14 protein-coding genes are annotated in these 14,975 nt (G+C 67.5%); 6 read left to right on the top strand and 8 right to left on the bottom strand.

What is annotated here, in order from left to right; all coding sequences use genetic code 11:
* Nucleotides 1-97: 97 nt before the first annotated feature.
* The 5 genes from WBN46_RS04945 to WBN46_RS04965 form a co-directional block, all read right to left on the bottom strand.
* Nucleotides 98-1,060 (bottom strand): DUF6607 family protein, encoded by a 963-nt coding sequence (locus WBN46_RS04945; protein WP_337730541.1) that lies wholly within the window; start codon nt 1,058-1,060, stop codon nt 98-100.
* 11 nt (nt 1,061-1,071) lie between these two features.
* Nucleotides 1,072-1,698, bottom strand: coding sequence for a Hemin transport protein (locus tag WBN46_RS04950; RefSeq protein WP_337730542.1), 627 nt, complete (start codon nt 1,696-1,698; stop codon nt 1,072-1,074).
* Nucleotides 1,699-1,703: 5 nt separating this feature from the next.
* Nucleotides 1,704-3,920 carry a TonB-dependent hemoglobin/transferrin/lactoferrin family receptor gene (locus tag WBN46_RS04955; RefSeq protein ID WP_337730884.1) on the bottom strand — a complete coding sequence of 739 codons (2,217 nt, stop codon included), beginning with the start codon at nt 3,918-3,920 and terminating at the stop codon, nt 1,704-1,706.
* A gap of 225 nt (nt 3,921-4,145) precedes the next feature.
* Nucleotides 4,146-4,352 carry a hemin uptake protein HemP gene (locus tag WBN46_RS04960; RefSeq protein ID WP_337730543.1) on the bottom strand — a complete coding sequence of 69 codons (207 nt, stop codon included), beginning with the start codon at nt 4,350-4,352 and terminating at the stop codon, nt 4,146-4,148.
* Nucleotides 4,353-4,435: 83 nt separating this feature from the next.
* Complete coding sequence (locus WBN46_RS04965; RefSeq protein ID WP_337730544.1) at nt 4,436-5,407, bottom strand: aldo/keto reductase; 972 nt, start codon at nt 5,405-5,407, stop codon at nt 4,436-4,438.
* Between the two features lie 314 nt (nt 5,408-5,721).
* Between WBN46_RS04965 and WBN46_RS04970 the strand changes: the two genes are divergently transcribed.
* The 6 genes from WBN46_RS04970 to WBN46_RS04995 all read left to right on the top strand — a co-directional run bounded on the left by WBN46_RS04970 (nt 5,722) and on the right by WBN46_RS04995 (nt 11,135).
* The gene (locus WBN46_RS04970; RefSeq protein WP_337730545.1) at nt 5,722-6,294 is read left to right on the top strand and encodes a TMEM165/GDT1 family protein; all 573 of its coding nucleotides are present in this window, start codon (nt 5,722-5,724) and stop codon (nt 6,292-6,294) included.
* Between the two features lie 67 nt (nt 6,295-6,361).
* Complete coding sequence (locus WBN46_RS04975; RefSeq protein ID WP_337730546.1) at nt 6,362-7,660, top strand: nucleoside transporter C-terminal domain-containing protein; 1,299 nt, start codon at nt 6,362-6,364, stop codon at nt 7,658-7,660.
* Nucleotides 7,661-7,757: 97 nt separating this feature from the next.
* Nucleotides 7,758-8,744 carry a ribokinase gene (locus WBN46_RS04980; RefSeq protein ID WP_337730547.1) on the top strand — a complete coding sequence of 329 codons (987 nt, stop codon included), beginning with the start codon at nt 7,758-7,760 and terminating at the stop codon, nt 8,742-8,744.
* Nucleotides 8,745-8,791: 47 nt separating this feature from the next.
* A complete protein-coding gene (gene dusB / locus WBN46_RS04985) occupies nt 8,792-9,790 on the top strand; it encodes a tRNA dihydrouridine synthase DusB (protein ID WP_337730548.1) in 999 nt (332 codons plus the stop codon).
* Between the two features lie 11 nt (nt 9,791-9,801).
* Entirely contained in the window at nt 9,802-10,629 is an 828-nt protein-coding gene (locus tag WBN46_RS04990) for a methyltransferase domain-containing protein (protein ID WP_337730549.1), read from the top strand.
* 185 nt (nt 10,630-10,814) lie between these two features.
* The gene (locus WBN46_RS04995) at nt 10,815-11,135 is read left to right on the top strand and encodes a hypothetical protein (protein WP_337730550.1); all 321 of its coding nucleotides are present in this window, start codon (nt 10,815-10,817) and stop codon (nt 11,133-11,135) included.
* 46 nt (nt 11,136-11,181) lie between these two features.
* Here WBN46_RS04995 and WBN46_RS05000 read toward each other — a convergent pair whose 3' ends face one another.
* Genes WBN46_RS05000 through WBN46_RS05010 form a run of 3 tightly spaced genes read right to left on the bottom strand, consistent with a single transcriptional unit; the run spans nt 11,182 to nt 14,809 of the window.
* Nucleotides 11,182-12,234: a metal-dependent hydrolase gene (locus tag WBN46_RS05000; RefSeq protein ID WP_337730551.1), complete on the bottom strand. Its 1,053-nt coding sequence runs from the start codon at nt 12,232-12,234 to the stop codon at nt 11,182-11,184.
* A gap of 32 nt (nt 12,235-12,266) precedes the next feature.
* A complete protein-coding gene (locus tag WBN46_RS05005; RefSeq protein WP_337730552.1) occupies nt 12,267-13,085 on the bottom strand; it encodes a UDP-2,3-diacylglucosamine diphosphatase in 819 nt (272 codons plus the stop codon).
* The gene (locus tag WBN46_RS05010) at nt 13,082-14,809 is read right to left on the bottom strand and encodes a GNAT family N-acyltransferase (RefSeq protein WP_337730553.1); all 1,728 of its coding nucleotides are present in this window, start codon (nt 14,807-14,809) and stop codon (nt 13,082-13,084) included. Before WBN46_RS05010 ends, WBN46_RS05005 begins: the two co-directional genes overlap by 4 nt.
* Between the last annotated feature and the right edge of the window lie 166 nt (nt 14,810-14,975).

Genomic DNA, 14,975 nt, shown 5'->3' on the forward strand with positions numbered 1-14,975 from the left:
CCGCACTACAACAAGAGACGCGTTGAATCCCCTGCCGCCGCATCTGCGGGGGTCTTTTTTCCAGGAAGAACGGCACGTCCCTGTGCCGGAGAGAGCGTCAGCGGACTGTGTCCGCGGTGCCGGCGTGTTCGGGCGGCGCGGGCTCCACCCAGTCGGTGAACACCTTGGCGATGTCCGCGTCCGGTACCGGCTTGCCGGCCTGCACATCGCCGGCCTGGGTGAACAGCGGGATGATCATGGCCATGCCATCGACCTTGGTTTTCAGGTGCAGCCCCGGCGCCCTGGACAGGAAACCGTTCCAGTGCGCCCGTACCTTGGCCCAATACCCGGCCGTCGCCTGCCAGTAATCGCGCGCGGGCCTGAAGTCGACCTCGGTGGTCTTCACGTAGTCGTTGAAGCCGAACTCGCGTGCCAACGCCACCTGCGTGCCATCCGGCTTGCGCAGCACCTTGGTGTTGAACTGTTCGTGCGTCCAGCCATTCGGCGTCAACGTGTGGCGGTTGACGACCGACAGCGCGTTGTAATCGCTGCGCTTGGTGTACTCGCGCCGCGGCAGCGGCCGCCAGCTGAGATCGCTCGTCCAGGTGGCCACGCCGTGGGCGTAGTCCCAGCGGCCGGTGCCGCAGTACCGCGGCGCATCGCTGACTTCGTAGACGCACTGGGTCCAGGCACCGCGGGTCACCTCGGCCGGGACCGGACGCACCCTCCAGGTCTGGTCGGCACTGAACTCGAAGCGTGTCGGCGCCTGGTAGACCCAATCCTGGCGCCAGTGCTTGGTGACATGGCCGCTCCTGGCGTCGACCAGAATGTGCTGCAGGACGATCCTGGTCGGCGTGTCCTCGACGACGATCACCGTCTCGTCGCCGCCACTGCGCATGGCCGCCTGGCGTTCGTAGTCGGGTTGCAGCAGCACGGTTTCGTCGAAAGCGAAATCAACGATGTAGTCGCCCTGCATCGCCAGGATGGACTGGCGGTCACGGGCGGGATCGGCCGCGGCAGAGGCAGAGGCAGCGTGGCACAGGGCGGCAATCGACAGGATGACGGCGACCGGCTTCTTCATGGTGGCTTCTCTCATTTCAATCTGACCAGCGGAACGACGTTGTCGTCCGCCTCCTTTTCATTCCGTGGATATGCACTCACCGGATGCACGGATGGCGCGCAGCGGCCATCGTGCAGTCCGCTTTCAAGCTCGGCGCCTTCGGCATGCGCGATGCGGCGTGCGGTGGCCACGCCGAGGGCGGACATCAGCGACAGGCTCGCCGCCAGCACCGGCAGCGAGGCAGGCTGCGGCACCGCGTGCAGTTGCAGGGCGCAGGCACGCCACTGGCCTCCCAGAAGGCGGCCGGCCAGGCGCTGCCACAAGCGATCGGCCAGTCCGGCCGTGCCCTCGTCGCACCCCTTCGGCAACGAGGCCACCAGGCGGTCCCAGGCGACGAAATCGCTGTCCGGAAGCAGGCAAAGACGCCAGCAGCAACGTCCCTGCGCATCGAAGAACAGCAGCCGCTCATCCAGGCCATCGCTGTCGAGTCCGGCATGCGCCTGCACGCGCACCGCCTGCTGCCAGCCCGCGAGTTCGCTGCCCTGCTGCGTGCGGTAGAGACACAGCACCGGACCCAGCGCCGCCACCTGGGCGGCGGTGGGGAACGCATCCCGTGACCTGCCGGTGACAGAGCCCTGCACCGCGCGCAGTGTCGCCATGGCGGCTACCAACTCACCGCCACGCTGGCCGACAGCGAGCGCCCGGACGCGGTGTAGCGGTCCAGCGTGGTGCTGTCGGCTGCGACCAATGCGATGTCGCCCGCCTCGATGTAGGTGCGATCAGCAAGATTGAAAACGCCGACATTGAACTTGGCCCCGGGCGCGAAGTCCCAGTGCGCGTACAGGTCCAGCACGCCGTAGCCCGGCTGTCGGTAGTAGCGGTCATCGGACACGCGCTGCTTGCGTTCGACGAACCGGCCCGCCAGCTCCAGGCCCCAGGCATCGGCGTCGTACGCCAGGCCGAGCGTCGCCGTGAGGGGATCCACGCTGTCCAGGTCACGGGTGACGACCTGTTCGACGGTGTTGCCGTTGCCAAGATCCACAGACTCCGGCCCCCTGCCCTTGCCCCGCGACCACGCCATCGCGCCACGCAGCGACCATCCCTGCCAGCGCTCGGACAGGGCGCCGAAATCCACGCCCGCCTTCATCTCGACGCCATGGATGCGCGCCTCGGCGATGTTCTGCGACTGGTACACGGACAATCCTGTCGGCCCCAATGCCGGGTCGAATCGGATATTGCGCATGGAGGCGATGAAATCTTCGTACTCGTTGTAGTACCCGCTCAGTTCGGCATACATCGCATCACCCGAGTAACGCACGCCAAGCTCGAGCCCATCGCTGGTTTCCGGCTTCAGATCCGGGTTGGCGATGGCCGTGTAGCCGAACTGCACGTTGGTGAAGCCGATGTTGACGTCGTTGTAGGGCGGCGAACGGAAGCCGTGCGCATACCCGCCGAACAGCGACCAGGCCGGCGCGAATTTCCACACCATGCCCAGCTTGGGCGACACGCTGGTCTCGCGGATGTCGGCCAGCGCCACGCCGGGGTTGTCGGCATCGAAGATCGCGTCATGCCGCGGATCCAGGCGGTAGTGGTCAACGCGCAGGCCCGGCACCAGGCGGAACGCGCCCCCGGCGAAGCCGATTTCGTCCTGCACGTACAGCGCCGCCGTGGTGGTCCTGCTGACCGGGAAGTCGCGCACGGGAAACACATCCGGCGACATCACCGGCGTGCTGGCGCCTGTCAGCGGAAAGGTCCTCAGACCGTCGCGCTTCTGCCGTGTATCACCGCGCGCCAGGTCCACGCCGTAGACGAGGTCATGCCGCACCGCCTGACCGAACGTCTTGCGGAAGTTCGCCTGCAGGCCATACGTCCGCTGGTCGAAGTTGAACTCGCGCTCGCGGATGTCGCGCAGCGTCGGCGCCGCCAGCGTGCGCTCCTCGCGCGTGTACTGGGTGGTCTCACTGTCCTGGCGATACACCTGCCAGTCCAGGCTGTCGGCGAAGCCCGCCGACAGGTCGTCCCATTCGTGCGCAAACGCCACCCGCGCGCGGGTCTGGTGATCGCGGGCGATGACGCGATCGTTGGTGGCGCGCGTGAGCGACTGGTAGCCCTGCTGGTTCAGCAGGTCGGTATCGACGCTGTCTTCATTGCCTTCCACCGTCAGCCTGAAGCGCTGCCCTTCACCAGGCGCGAACACCAGCTTGGCCAGCAGGCTGCGGCCGTCACGCTCCTGCGGGTTCGGCAGCGTACGCGTGGCGCCGGTGCCGCCGACATCGGCCCGGTTCTCGGTCTCCTGGCCCTGGCGATGGCTGACGTTGACCAGGCCGCTCCAGCGCTCGCCGCCGAACGCGGTGGTGGCATTGCCGAACAGGCCATTCCAGCTGCTGTCATGACCGAGGCGGAAGCCGAAGTAGGCGTCCTTGCCTTCATCCAGGTAGTCGGATGGATCCCTGGTGATGAAGGACACCACGCCGCCGAGTGCATCCGAACCGTACAGCGAGCTGGACGGGCCGCGCACGATCTCGACCTGCTTCAGCGTATCGAGATCCACGAAATCGCGATTGGCATTCGAGAAGCTGCCGATGGAAAACGCATCGGACACGGCGATGCCGTCGGTCTGGATACGCACACGGTTGCCTTCCAGCCCGCGGATGCGGAAACCCCCCAGGCCGAAGCGGCCGAAGCTGGAAGTGACGGTCACGCCGGGTTCGTAGCGCACCAGATCCTTGATGTCGCGGACCAGGTGATCGTCCAGTTCCTCGCGGTCGATCACGCTGACGATGTTCGGCACGTCGACGACCGCGCGTTCGCTGCGCATGGCGGTGACCTGGATGCGCTCCAGTTCATGCGTGCCGGCGTCGGCGGAAGCGGGAGAAGCCATGGTGGCTTCGGGTGCAGCGTAGGCGGGCCCGGCAAAGGCCAGCCACACGGCCGCGGTAAGCAGCGTGGGGCGCATCATGGCGTACAGCTTTCCTGTGGGTGATGGAGAACCCGGAAGGCTGGCGGCCGGAAAATCCTTGGCTGGCGCCCGGTGGAGAGAGGGAGTGACCGCAGGACGACGGCCTGCGACGGACACCGCGTTGGAGGGCGATGCCGGACTGCGTGGCTACTTGGTGAGGATCAGCTTGTCGTTGCTGGTGTGGCGCAAGCGATAGACGCGATCGCCATGGCGGATCAGCACTTCGCGCTGCCCCTTGAGCAGTGCATCGCTGTCCAGCGTTTCCTCGGCGCGAGGCGCAGCCTGCGGCAGGGACAGGCGCTCGCGCAGCGCCGGCGTGTCGATGGTGGGCAAGGCAGTGACGTTCGAGATCATCGGGAAGCTCCGTGGCGGAACGGAATTTGATGATAATGATTCTTATTACGGAGTCAACGGGTCCGTGCCGGGTTTCATGCGGTTCAATCGGCCGCTGCGGTCAGCCGGGCCCACACGGCATCGTCGTAGCGCGCCGCCAGTTCGAGCGCCGTGAGGTTTTCGCGCAGTTGCTCCGGGCGGCTGGCGCCCAGGATGACGCTGGAGACGTGAGGGTTGCGCAGGCACCAGGCGATCGCCAGCGGTGCAGGCTTTTCGCCCAGTTCGCCGGCGACCTGGGCGTACCGCCGGGCGCGCTCCCGGCGACGCGCGCCTGCCGTGCCGAAGACCATGCGCTGGAGTTCCTCGTGCCCGGGCTGGCCGAGTCGCGTGTCAGCGGCCACGCCTGCGTCGTACTTGCCCGTCAGCAGGCCGGACGCCAGGGGCGACCAGGTGGTGGTTCCCAGTCCGAGTTCCGCGTACAGCGGCGCATATTCCAGTTCCACCCGCTGCCGGTGCAGCAGGTTGTACTGGGGCTGTTCCATGGTCGGCCCGTGCAGATGATGCCGGCGCGCGATCGTGGCGGCCTCGCGGATGCGCGCGGCCGGCCATTCCGATGTGCCCCAATACAACACCTTCCCCTGCCGCACCAGCGTATCCATCGCCCATACCGTTTCCTCGACCGGCGTGTCCGGGTCGGGACGGTGGCAGTAGTACAGGTCCAGGTAATCGACCTGCAGCCGCCGTAGCGCTGCATGACAGCCTTCAACCACATGTTTGCGCGACAGCCCGCGCTGGGTCGGGCGCGGATTCTCCACGGCACCGAAGCAGACCTTGCTCGACACGCAGTAACCGTCGCGTGGCAGGTCGAGGTCGCGCAACACCTCGCCCATGACGCGCTCGGCTTCGCCATGACCATACACCTCGGCGTTGTCGAAGAAGTTGATCCCCTGGCCCCAGGCCAGCGCGATCAGTTCGCGCGCCTCTGCGCGTCCGACCTGTTGCCCGAAAGTCAACCAGGCACCGAAGGACAGTGCGGAGATCTGCAGGCCAGAATTGCCCAGGCGTCGGTAGTGCATGGCGTGCTCCGGTGACAACGACCCATCCTAGCGCCGTTCGACCGGACGACCACGCGATGCCCGCACAAATGAGAATGACTCCGCCGCGGCGGGCGGTGCCTCCGTACAATGCGCGCACTTTCCTCCTCCGGGGAGTAGCCCACTCGTTCTGACGGGGTCCGCGCGTCAACACACTTGGTCGCCGACCATGGTGCGCGGGACGAAGCGATCCGCTTCGCCGGGCAAGACCGAAGGCAGGCGTCGCGCTTACCCGGGCCGGGCAGTGCGTCGTTTGCCTTCGCGTTCGACGCGAATGCCTGGCCCCGGAGTTGCTGATGCTGTCCCTGCATGCCCTGCTGGTTTCCACCGGCACCGTCACCCTGGCCGAAATCGGCGACAAGACCCAGCTGCTGGCCCTGCTGCTGGCAGCGCGCTATCGCAAACCCTGGCCGATCGCGCTGGGCATCCTCGCGGCAACCTTGGTCAACCATGCGATCTCGGCCTGGCTGGGCGCGGAACTGACCGAGTGGCTGTCGCCCGAAGTATTGCGATGGGGCGTGGCGGCGAGCTTCCTGGCCGTGGCCCTGTGGACGCTGAAGCCGGACACCCTGGAGGACGAGGCCGACAACCTGCCCGCGCATGGTGCGTTCCTGGCAACGACGGTGGCCTTCTTCCTGGCCGAGATCGGCGACAAGACCCAGGTAGCGACGGTGTTGCTGGCGACCCGGTACGAACCGCTGTGGCAGGTCATTGCCGGCACCACGCTCGGCATGCTGCTGGCCAACCTGCCGGTGGTCTGGCTGGGCCATCGCTTTGCGGACAAATTGCCGTTGACGCTGGCCCGGAGGCTGGCCGCCCTGGTGTTCCTGGCGCTGGCCGGCTGGGTCGCCTGGCGGGGTGTCGGCTGAACGGTCGCGCGCGGGGGCCGGCTGCTAGACTGCGCGATCAGAAAAACGACGATGGCTGGGGGATGGCATGGTGGAAGTCCTGGGGCGGATTGGCTTTGGCCTGTTCGGCCTGGCGGTGCTGATCGGCATCGTCTGGCTGTTTTCCAACAATCGGAAGGCCATCGACTGGAAGCTGGTCGCCACCGGCATCACCCTGCAGATCGCCTTCGCCGCCCTGGTGCTGCTGGTGCCGGGCGGGCGCGAAGTGTTCGACGCGCTGGGCCACGGCTTCGTGAAGATCCTCAGCTTCGTCAATGCCGGCTCCAGCTTCATCTTCGGCAGCCTGATGAACACCGAAACCTACGGTTTCATCTTTGCCTTCCAGGTGCTGCCCACCATCATCTTCTTCGCGGCACTGATGGGCGTGCTGTACCACCTGGGCGTGATGCAGTTCATCGTGCGGATCATGGCGCTGGCCATCACCAAGGTGATGAAGGTGTCGGGCGCGGAAACCACCAGCGTCTGCGCCAGCGTCTTCATCGGCCAGACCGAGGCGCCGCTGACGGTGCGCCCGTACATCCCGAAGATGACCGAGTCCGAGCTGATCACCATGATGATCGGCGGCATGGCGCACATCGCCGGCGGCGTGCTGGCGGCCTACGTGGGCATGCTGGGCGGGGGCGACGCCGAGCAGCAGGCCTTCTACGCCAAGCACCTGCTCGCCGCCAGCATCATGGCTGCCCCGGCCACGCTGGTCGTCGCCAAGTTGCTGATCCCGGAAACCGGTACGCCGCTGACGCGCGGCACGGTGAAGATGGAAGTGGAGAAGACCTCCAGCAACATCATCGATGCCGCCGCGGCCGGTGCAGGCGATGGCCTGAGGCTGGCGCTGAACATCGGCGCGATGCTGCTCGCCTTCATCGCCCTCATCGCCCTGCTCAACTGGCCGCTGACATGGTTCGGTGAAGCCACCGGCCTGGCGGCGGCGATCGGCAAGCCGACCGACCTGGCCACGATCTTCGGCTACCTGCTGGCCCCCATCGCGTGGGTGATCGGCGTGCCGTGGCAGGACGCGACCACAGTCGCCTCGCTGATCGGCCAGAAGGTCGTCATCAACGAGTTCGTCGCGTATCTGCAGCTTGCCGACATCGTCAACGGCAAGGTCCCGGGCGTGACGCTGTCGGAAGAAGGCAAGCTGATCGCCACCTATGCGCTGTGCGGCTTCGCCAACTTCAGCTCGATCGCCATCCAGATCGGCGGCATCGGCGGGCTTGCGCCCGAGCGGCGCTCGGACCTGGCGCGCTTCGGCCTGCGCGCCGTGCTGGGCGGCACCATCGCCACGCTGATGACGGCCACCATCGCCGGCGTGCTCTCGAACTTCGGCTGATCCGGGCCGGGCGGCCGACGGCCGCCCCGCTCCTTCCGTTTACGTTTCCCTCCCGTGACCGTAGCACTGCTGCGGTCCGGACTGCAGGTACCGCATCATGAACACGCCATCATCCTCCGCCTTCCGCGTCGTCGTCGTGGGCTCCTTCAATGTCGACCACGTATGGCGCTGCGATACCCTTCCCGCCGCCGGCGCGACCATCGCCGGCCGCTATGCGAGCGGTCCCGGCGGCAAGGGCTTCAACCAGGCCGTCGCGGCGGTCCGCGCGGGGGCGCAGACCATCTTCGTCTGCGCGCTCGGCGACGATGCCGGCGGCAGGCTGGCACGCGATCTTGCCGCCGCCGACCGGCTGGACCTGCGGGCGCAGGCCAGCGATGAACCCACGGGGACGGCGGGCATCTACGTGGACGCGCACGGGCGCAACACCATCGTCATCGGTGCGGGCGCCAATGCGGCCCTGGCGACCGATTTCGCGGCTGCGCAGGGCGACGTCCTGGCGACGGCCGGCGTGCTGCTTGCACAACTGGAATCCCCTGCGGAGACCGTGCTCGCCGTCCTGCAGGCGGCCCGCCACCACGGCTCGACGACCGTGCTCAATCCGGCGCCCGCGAATGCCGCGACGACCACCGAGCTGCTTGCGCACGCCGACATCATCACGCCCAACGAAACCGAGTTCGCCGCCCTGCTCGCGCGCCACCTGGGCGAGCGGATCAGCGCCGACGACGTCGCCACGCTCGACGGCGTGACCCTGCACCAGCATTGCCGCCAGCTGTTCCCGCATGGCACCGTGGTGGTGACGCTGGGCGCGACCGGCGTCTACGTCTCCCATCCGGAAGACGCACTGCGCGGCGACATGCGCCCGCATTACCGCGTCGCGGCCGAGGCGGCGACCGTGGTGGATACCACCGGCGCCGGCGATGCCTTCAATGGTGCGTTGGCGGCGTCGCTGGCGGAGAACGCGGTGCCGGCCTTCGCCGACCACGTGCGTTTCGCCAACCGCTATGCCGCGCTCTCGACCGAGCGCGCGGGCGCTGCGCTGGCGATGCCGACACGCGCTGACCTCCTTGCCCGCCAGGGCGAATAACCGCGTCACCGGTTCCCCCGCCGACACGCGCGGCGGATAATGCCGCCATGCAGATCGGCCCCTACCGCATCGAACCCGCGGTGATGCTGGCCCCCATGGCCGGCGTCACCGACAAGCCATTCCGGCTGCTGTGCAAGCGGCTGGGCGCGGGCATGGCGGTGTCGGAAATGACCATCAGCGACCCGCGTTTCTGGAACACCTCCAAGTCGCTGCATCGCATGGACCACGAGGGCGAACCAAGCCTGGTCAGCGTGCAGATCGCCGGCACCGAACCGGAGCAGTTGGCGAATGCCGCGCGCTACAACGCCGACCACGGCGCACAGATCATCGACATCAACATGGGCTGCCCGGCGAAGAAGGTGTGCAACACCTGGGCGGGTTCCGCGTTGATGCGCGACGAGCCGCTGGTGGGCCGCATCCTGGAAGCGGTGGTGAAGGCCGTTGATGTGCCGGTGACGCTGAAGATCCGCACCGGCTGGGATTGCGACCACCGCAACGGCCCGGTGATCGCGCGCATCGCGCAGGAAAGCGGCATCGCATCGCTGGCGGTGCATGGTCGCACCCGCGACCAGCACTACACCGGCAGCGCCGAGTACGAAACCATCGCCGCGATCAAGGCCGCGCTGCGTATTCCCGTGGTGGCCAACGGCGACATCGATTCCCCGGACAAGGCGGCGCGCGTACTGGCGCAGACCGGTGCCGACGCCGTGATGATCGGCCGCGCCGCGCAGGGGCGCCCGTGGATCTTCCGCGAAGTCGCCCACTTCCTCGCCACTGGCGAATACCTGCCGCCGCCGTCGCTACCCGAGGTGCGCGACATCCTGCTGGGGCACCTGCACGCACTGCATGGCTTCTATGGCGAACCGCAGGGCGTGCGCATCGCGCGCAAGCACCTGGGCTGGTACGCCAGGGACCGCCCCGAAAACCTCGCATTCCGCGCGGTGGTCAATCGCGCCGAGAGCGCGGACGAGCAGGTGCGGCTGACACGTGACTACTTCGACGCCCTGATCGCCGGCGTCGCGCCGGTACTGCCTGCCGCCGCCTGAGGAGAGAGCCCATGTCCGAGAACGATGAACGCCCTGCCTACCTTCATGGATTCTCGTCGGTCGAACAGGCGCGCCTGATGAAGCAGGCGCGCCTGCTCGAAAGCACGCTGTTCAACCATGTCGACTACACCGGGGCACGCCGGTTGCTGGAAGTGGGCAGCGGCGTGGGGGCTCAGACCGAGATCCTGTTGCGCCGCTTCCCCGACGTGCACGTGACCTGCGTCGATTTCAACGACGTGCAACTGCAGGCCGCGCGGCAGAACCTGGCCACCATGCCCTGGTGCCGCGACCGCTACACCCTGCAACAGGCAGATGCCAGCCGGCTGCCTTACGGCGCGCGCGAGTTCGACGCTGCCTTCCTATGCTGGATCCTGGAGCATGTGCCGAACCCGGCACGCGTGCTGAGCGAAGTGCGCCGCGTGCTGGCACCCGGTTCGCCGATCTACATCACCGAAGTGATGAACTCATCGTTCCTTCTGCATCCCTATTCGCCGAATACATGGCGCTACTGGATGGCATTCAACGACTTCCAGTACGACAGCGGCGGCGACCCGTTCATCGGCGCGAAGCTGGGCAACCTGCTGCTCGCCGGCGGCTACCGCGACGTCGCCACCGAGATCAAGACGGTGCACTTCGACAACCGCGAGCCGGCACGGCGCAAGGACATGATCGCGTTCTGGGAAGAACTGCTGCTGTCGGCGGCCGACTCGCTGGTCGAAGCCGGCCGCGTGACGCAGGACGTCGTGGACGGCATGCGCCGGGAAATGCGCGACGTGCAGAACGACCCGGATGCGGTGTTCTTCTATGCGTTCGTGCAGGCGCGCGCAACGGTTTACTGATGAAGGTATACGCACGCTAAACATGACCTGAGTCACCGTGCTTTCCGGCACTGGGGCGTGCAGCCATGCAGCGCGAGGATGGGCGTGCCGGTTCCCCCGCCGGCCTGCGGAGTACCGCAGCCAACAAGCGGTAATCACCTCCCCTGGAGGCTGTCATGAATGCAAGAACCCCGCTCTTCGTCGCCTTGTTCGCCCTGCCCTTCTCCGTGCAGGCCGGCGACAGCATCAAACAACTTGCCGAGTACACCGGCATGAGCGAACGCAAGGTACAGATGGTGATCGGTCCGCGCACCGCTTTCCCGGAATATCGCGCTTCCTACCAACGCGCCGCCACCCAGTTCCGTGCCGCGGTGGGTGAAGACAATTTCCGGCGGGCGTTGAACGGCGAGTCGTTCGTTCTGGAACGCCGCACCGATTCCAGCCCGCAGCAACGTGTTGCGGTGGACGCGGTGCCGGCAGCGCAACCCGCGGACCCCGTCCGCAAGGAACGGCTCACTGGCTCCTGACGCCTCGCCTGTCCCACGGGGCTGACGTGCCGGCTTCCACGACGCGTCAGCCGATGGCGGACCGCAATGGCTCCGTTGATGGATGACGGATGCGATGCCACATGGCGGCAACCAACTGCAGCAGCCCTTCCGTGCCCGACACGGGTGCGGCCCAGGGCTGTTGCACCGGCGTCACCGGAGTCCACGCTCCGTCGCGTCGCTCGGCCACTTCGAAGCTGAAGCTGTAGTCCGGCTCCAACCCCATTCGCAGATCCGACAGCACCAGGCGATCCTGCTGCACTCGCGCGCGCATGAAGCCGCGGTTGAACCAGGACAGCCGCTGGACCGCTGGAACAGCGTGCGCCTCCGCCAGTGCCTGCACGTTGGACGGATAGCCGCGGAACCGCAGCGGACCGTCATCGGCCAGGACGGATCGCTCCGCTTCCACGTATCCGGACGGCGTCATCGCCACCACGCGCCACAGCAGCGTATTGAACGGCATCGGCACGGAGAAGCGAGGCGCAGCGCCCAGCCCCATCGAGGCAAGCGTCCGCTCCGCCTCGCGATCGACCATGGCCTTGGCCAGCAGCGACCACCCCAGGTATGCGCTGCTCAACACGAGACCGACCGCGAGCGCGCGTTGCGCCGCGGCGCGTTCGCGCAGGAACCACGCCACGATGCAGGCCACCAGCAACCACACCGTGTACAGCGGATCGATGATGAAGACGCTGGACCACATGACCGGCGGCGGCGTCAGTGGCCACCACAGCTGCGTGCCGTAGACAGTAAAGGCGTCCAGCAGCGGATGCGTGACCAGGGCCAACTGGATGGCCCAGAACCACCGCGTCGGCGATGCGGCAACCCGCCCATTGCCGAACCGCTTGAACAGCCACCAGACCAACCAGCCGACCAGGGGCAACACGAATAGCGAATGGCTGAAACTGCGATGCACGGTCATCAGCGTGACCGGGTTGTCCGAGAACAATGCGATGGGCAGGCTGTCGAGGTCCGGCAGCGTGCCGAGGGCCGCGCCGGCGAGCAGCGCGGCACGGCGATGCGCGGCGGGGGCGATGGCGGCGGCGATGGCACCGCCGAGGAAGATCTGGCTGAGGGAATCCATGCGGCGATCCTAGCAGCCGCCGAAGGGATTCCTCACGCCGCGCGCGGCACGTCCTGCGGGACCAGGCGCAGGCGCGGCGCAACCTCGGCCAGCACCTTGCCGGTATGCGAGAGCAGGCACAGGGTGCCGTCGGCCTCCTCGCTGAGCGCGGTAAGGCTTTCGACCCAGTCGCCGTCATTCGCGTACAGCAGACCATCGCGCTGGAACAGCGACGCGCGATGGATGTGTCCGCAGACGATGCCGTCCAGCCCGCGGCGCCGCGCATCGTCCAGGCCCGCCTGCACGAAGCGGGCGATATAGCGCTCGGCCGCATCGCTCTGCCGCTTCAGGTATTCCGCCAGCGACCAGTAGCGCAGGCCGAGCCGGCGACGCAGCTGGTTGGTCAGCCGGTTGCCGGTGAGGATGCGGTAGTAGAGCCAGTCGCCGAACTTCTCCTGCAGCCCGCCGAAGTGGGTGATGCCATCGTAGTCGTCGCCATGCGTCACCAGCAGCCTGCGTCCGTCCAGGGTGGTGTGGATCGCGCGACGCCTGACCTGCATGGCGGGCAGCATCAGGCCGCAGAACCGCCGGATGGGCCGGTCGTGATTGCCGGGGACATAGATGAGCTCGGTGCCGTTGCGTGCCAGCGCGTGCAGCGCCTCGACGACCCGATTGTGGGCCGCATCCCACGACGCGCGGCGCTGCGCCATCCACCACAGGTCGACGATATCGCCCACCAGATACAGGCGCCTGCAGCGCAGGCCGGCGAGGAAGTCGGCGAACTCAGCGGCGTGGCAGTGCTTGGAACCGAGGTGGACGTCGGAGACGAAGACCGCGCGCCGCATCGGGGGTGGCGCGGCCAGCGGGCTCATGCCGCCGTCTCCATCGGACGCCACGCGTCGCCGAGGTAGCGTTCCCGCTTCCTCGGGCGGATCCGGTGCAGATCCACTTCGATCAGGCCATCGATGGAGTCGCTGAAATCAGGATCGACGCCGAACGCGAGGAAGCGTGCACCACCGGGTTCGCACAGGTCGGTGTACTGCTTGTAGAGCATCGGTACGGTCGCCCCCAGCGTGTCCAGGTTGGTCTTCAGCACGCGGAATGCGGTGTCGGCATCCAGCGCATCGAAGCGGGGGGGCGTGGCGGTGTAGCGGAACGGATGGCGCGAGCTTGCTTCGCCGTTCGGGTCGCCGTAGTAGTGGGCGTAGTACGCGACGATCTGCTCGCGCGCATCCAGCGGCAGCGCCGCACTCATCGACACTGCGCCGAACAGGTAGCGCACGCGCGGATGGCGGCGCAGGTACGCGCCGATGCCCTGCCACAGGTAGTCGATGCTGCGGCTGCCCCAGTAGTCGGGCACCACGAAACTGCGCCCCAGTTCCATGCCGGCGGCCAGGCGAGGCAGGGCGTCGTCCGCATAGTCGAACAGCGAGGCCGTGTAGAGGCCCTTCAGGCCCTGCGCCGCCAGCACCGGCGCGCCGCGCGCGATCCGGTAGGCGCCGGCGATCTTCCGCTGCGCGGCATCCCACAGCACGATGTGCTCGTACCACGCGTCGAAGGCATCCACGTCCATCCGCTTGCCGGTGCCCTCGCCCACGGCTCGGAACGTCAGCTCGCGCAGACGCCCGATCTCGCGCAGCAGCGCCGAGCCTCCGGCCAGGCGCCCCACGCAGATGCGCTTTCCATCGCTGGTTTCGCCCAGCACGTCGAGCGAAGCGATGCAGGCTTCGAGCGCTTCCGGCGCCAGCGCATCGACCAGGGGCTCCAGTGGCTCGCCAGCGTCCGGCGCGGGCAATTCCACCCCGCCCCCCAACGCATACAGCGCCTTGCGCACGCGCAGGATCTGCGCAGCGGCATCCTCCTGCGCATCCATGCGCAGGCACTGCCCCACATGCAACCGCAGGCGCCGCTGATGGCGACGGAACATCTCGCGCGCAAGCAACGCCGTGCCGGCCGGCTTGAACAGCGCCGATGCACCGTAGAACAGCGCCGAATTGCGCGCTTCCACCCGGATGGGCAGTACCGGAGCGGCTGTCGTGCGGGCGAAACGGAGGAAGCCCCGGCGCCAGCGGGTATCGCGCACGCCCCGCGGGCCAAGCCGGGACACCTCGCCGGCGGGGAACACAATCACGCATTGCTCGGCTTCCAGCGCCTGTTCGACCGCGCGCACGCTGTCAGCGCCCGGCTTGCCACCAAGGATGCGGACCGGCAGCAACAGGCTGGCCAGCGGTGCGATTCCCGTCAGGAAGTCATTGGCGACGATCTTCACGTCACGCCGCACACGACCGACCAGTTGCAGCAGCGCCAGGGCGTCCAGCGCACCGGAAGGATGGTTGGCCACGATCAGCAACCGGCCCTGCGCCGGGATGCGTCGCTCCGCAGCAGGGTCGACGGTCGGCCGCAGGTTGAGGTGGTCGATGGCGGCATCGACGAAGTCGAGTCCGTGCAGGTGGCCGTGATCGGCCAGGAAGGCATACGCCTGGTCCAAGCGGGACCAGCGGCCCAGGGTGCGCAGCAGTGGCCGGGTCAGCCCGGCGCGACGGCCGCGGAACCAGTGCGGATAGCGTTCGACGATCTGCTGTTCCAGGGGGCGCATGGTCGTGGCAAAGCCTGGCGGCGGGGTTTCGCCGCGCAGCCTGCGCCTGGCCGGCGACAGCCCGGTTTCCGTTTTCTGGCAGTCAGGTGACAGCGGAGCCGTGATCCCCGCTTAACCCGCGGCAACCCTGAACGACGCAGAATGCACGCACCGCCTCCGGCGTGTA

Source organism: Pseudoxanthomonas sp. CCNWLW251, assembly GCF_037402255.1.
In the GTDB taxonomy this organism is placed as follows: domain Bacteria; phylum Pseudomonadota; class Gammaproteobacteria; order Xanthomonadales; family Xanthomonadaceae; genus Pseudoxanthomonas_A.

Excerpts from the sequence above, each read along its gene's own strand:
- WBN46_RS04950 (WP_337730542.1), bottom strand. The coding sequence starts at position 1,698 with ATGGCGACACTGCGCGCGGTGCAGGGCTCTGTCACCGGCAGGTCACGG.
- WBN46_RS04980 (WP_337730547.1), top strand. The coding sequence starts at position 7,758 with ATGAACACGCCATCATCCTCCGCCTTCCGCGTCGTCGTCGTGGGCTCC.
- WBN46_RS05005 (WP_337730552.1), bottom strand. The coding sequence starts at position 13,085 with ATGAGCCCGCTGGCCGCGCCACCCCCGATGCGGCGCGCGGTCTTCGTC.
- WBN46_RS05000 (WP_337730551.1), bottom strand. The coding sequence starts at position 12,234 with ATGGATTCCCTCAGCCAGATCTTCCTCGGCGGTGCCATCGCCGCCGCC.
- WBN46_RS04960 (WP_337730543.1), bottom strand. The coding sequence starts at position 4,352 with ATGATCTCGAACGTCACTGCCTTGCCCACCATCGACACGCCGGCGCTG.
- dusB (WP_337730548.1), top strand. The coding sequence starts at position 8,792 with ATGCAGATCGGCCCCTACCGCATCGAACCCGCGGTGATGCTGGCCCCC.
- WBN46_RS04970 (WP_337730545.1), top strand. The coding sequence starts at position 5,722 with ATGCTGTCCCTGCATGCCCTGCTGGTTTCCACCGGCACCGTCACCCTG.
- WBN46_RS04965 (WP_337730544.1), bottom strand. The coding sequence starts at position 5,407 with ATGCACTACCGACGCCTGGGCAATTCTGGCCTGCAGATCTCCGCACTG.
- WBN46_RS04975 (WP_337730546.1), top strand. The coding sequence starts at position 6,362 with ATGGTGGAAGTCCTGGGGCGGATTGGCTTTGGCCTGTTCGGCCTGGCG.
- WBN46_RS05010 (WP_337730553.1), bottom strand. The coding sequence starts at position 14,809 with ATGCGCCCCCTGGAACAGCAGATCGTCGAACGCTATCCGCACTGGTTC.
- WBN46_RS04990 (WP_337730549.1), top strand. The coding sequence starts at position 9,802 with ATGTCCGAGAACGATGAACGCCCTGCCTACCTTCATGGATTCTCGTCG.
- WBN46_RS04955 (WP_337730884.1), bottom strand. The coding sequence starts at position 3,920 with ATGGCTTCTCCCGCTTCCGCCGACGCCGGCACGCATGAACTGGAGCGC.
- WBN46_RS04945 (WP_337730541.1), bottom strand. The coding sequence starts at position 1,060 with ATGAAGAAGCCGGTCGCCGTCATCCTGTCGATTGCCGCCCTGTGCCAC.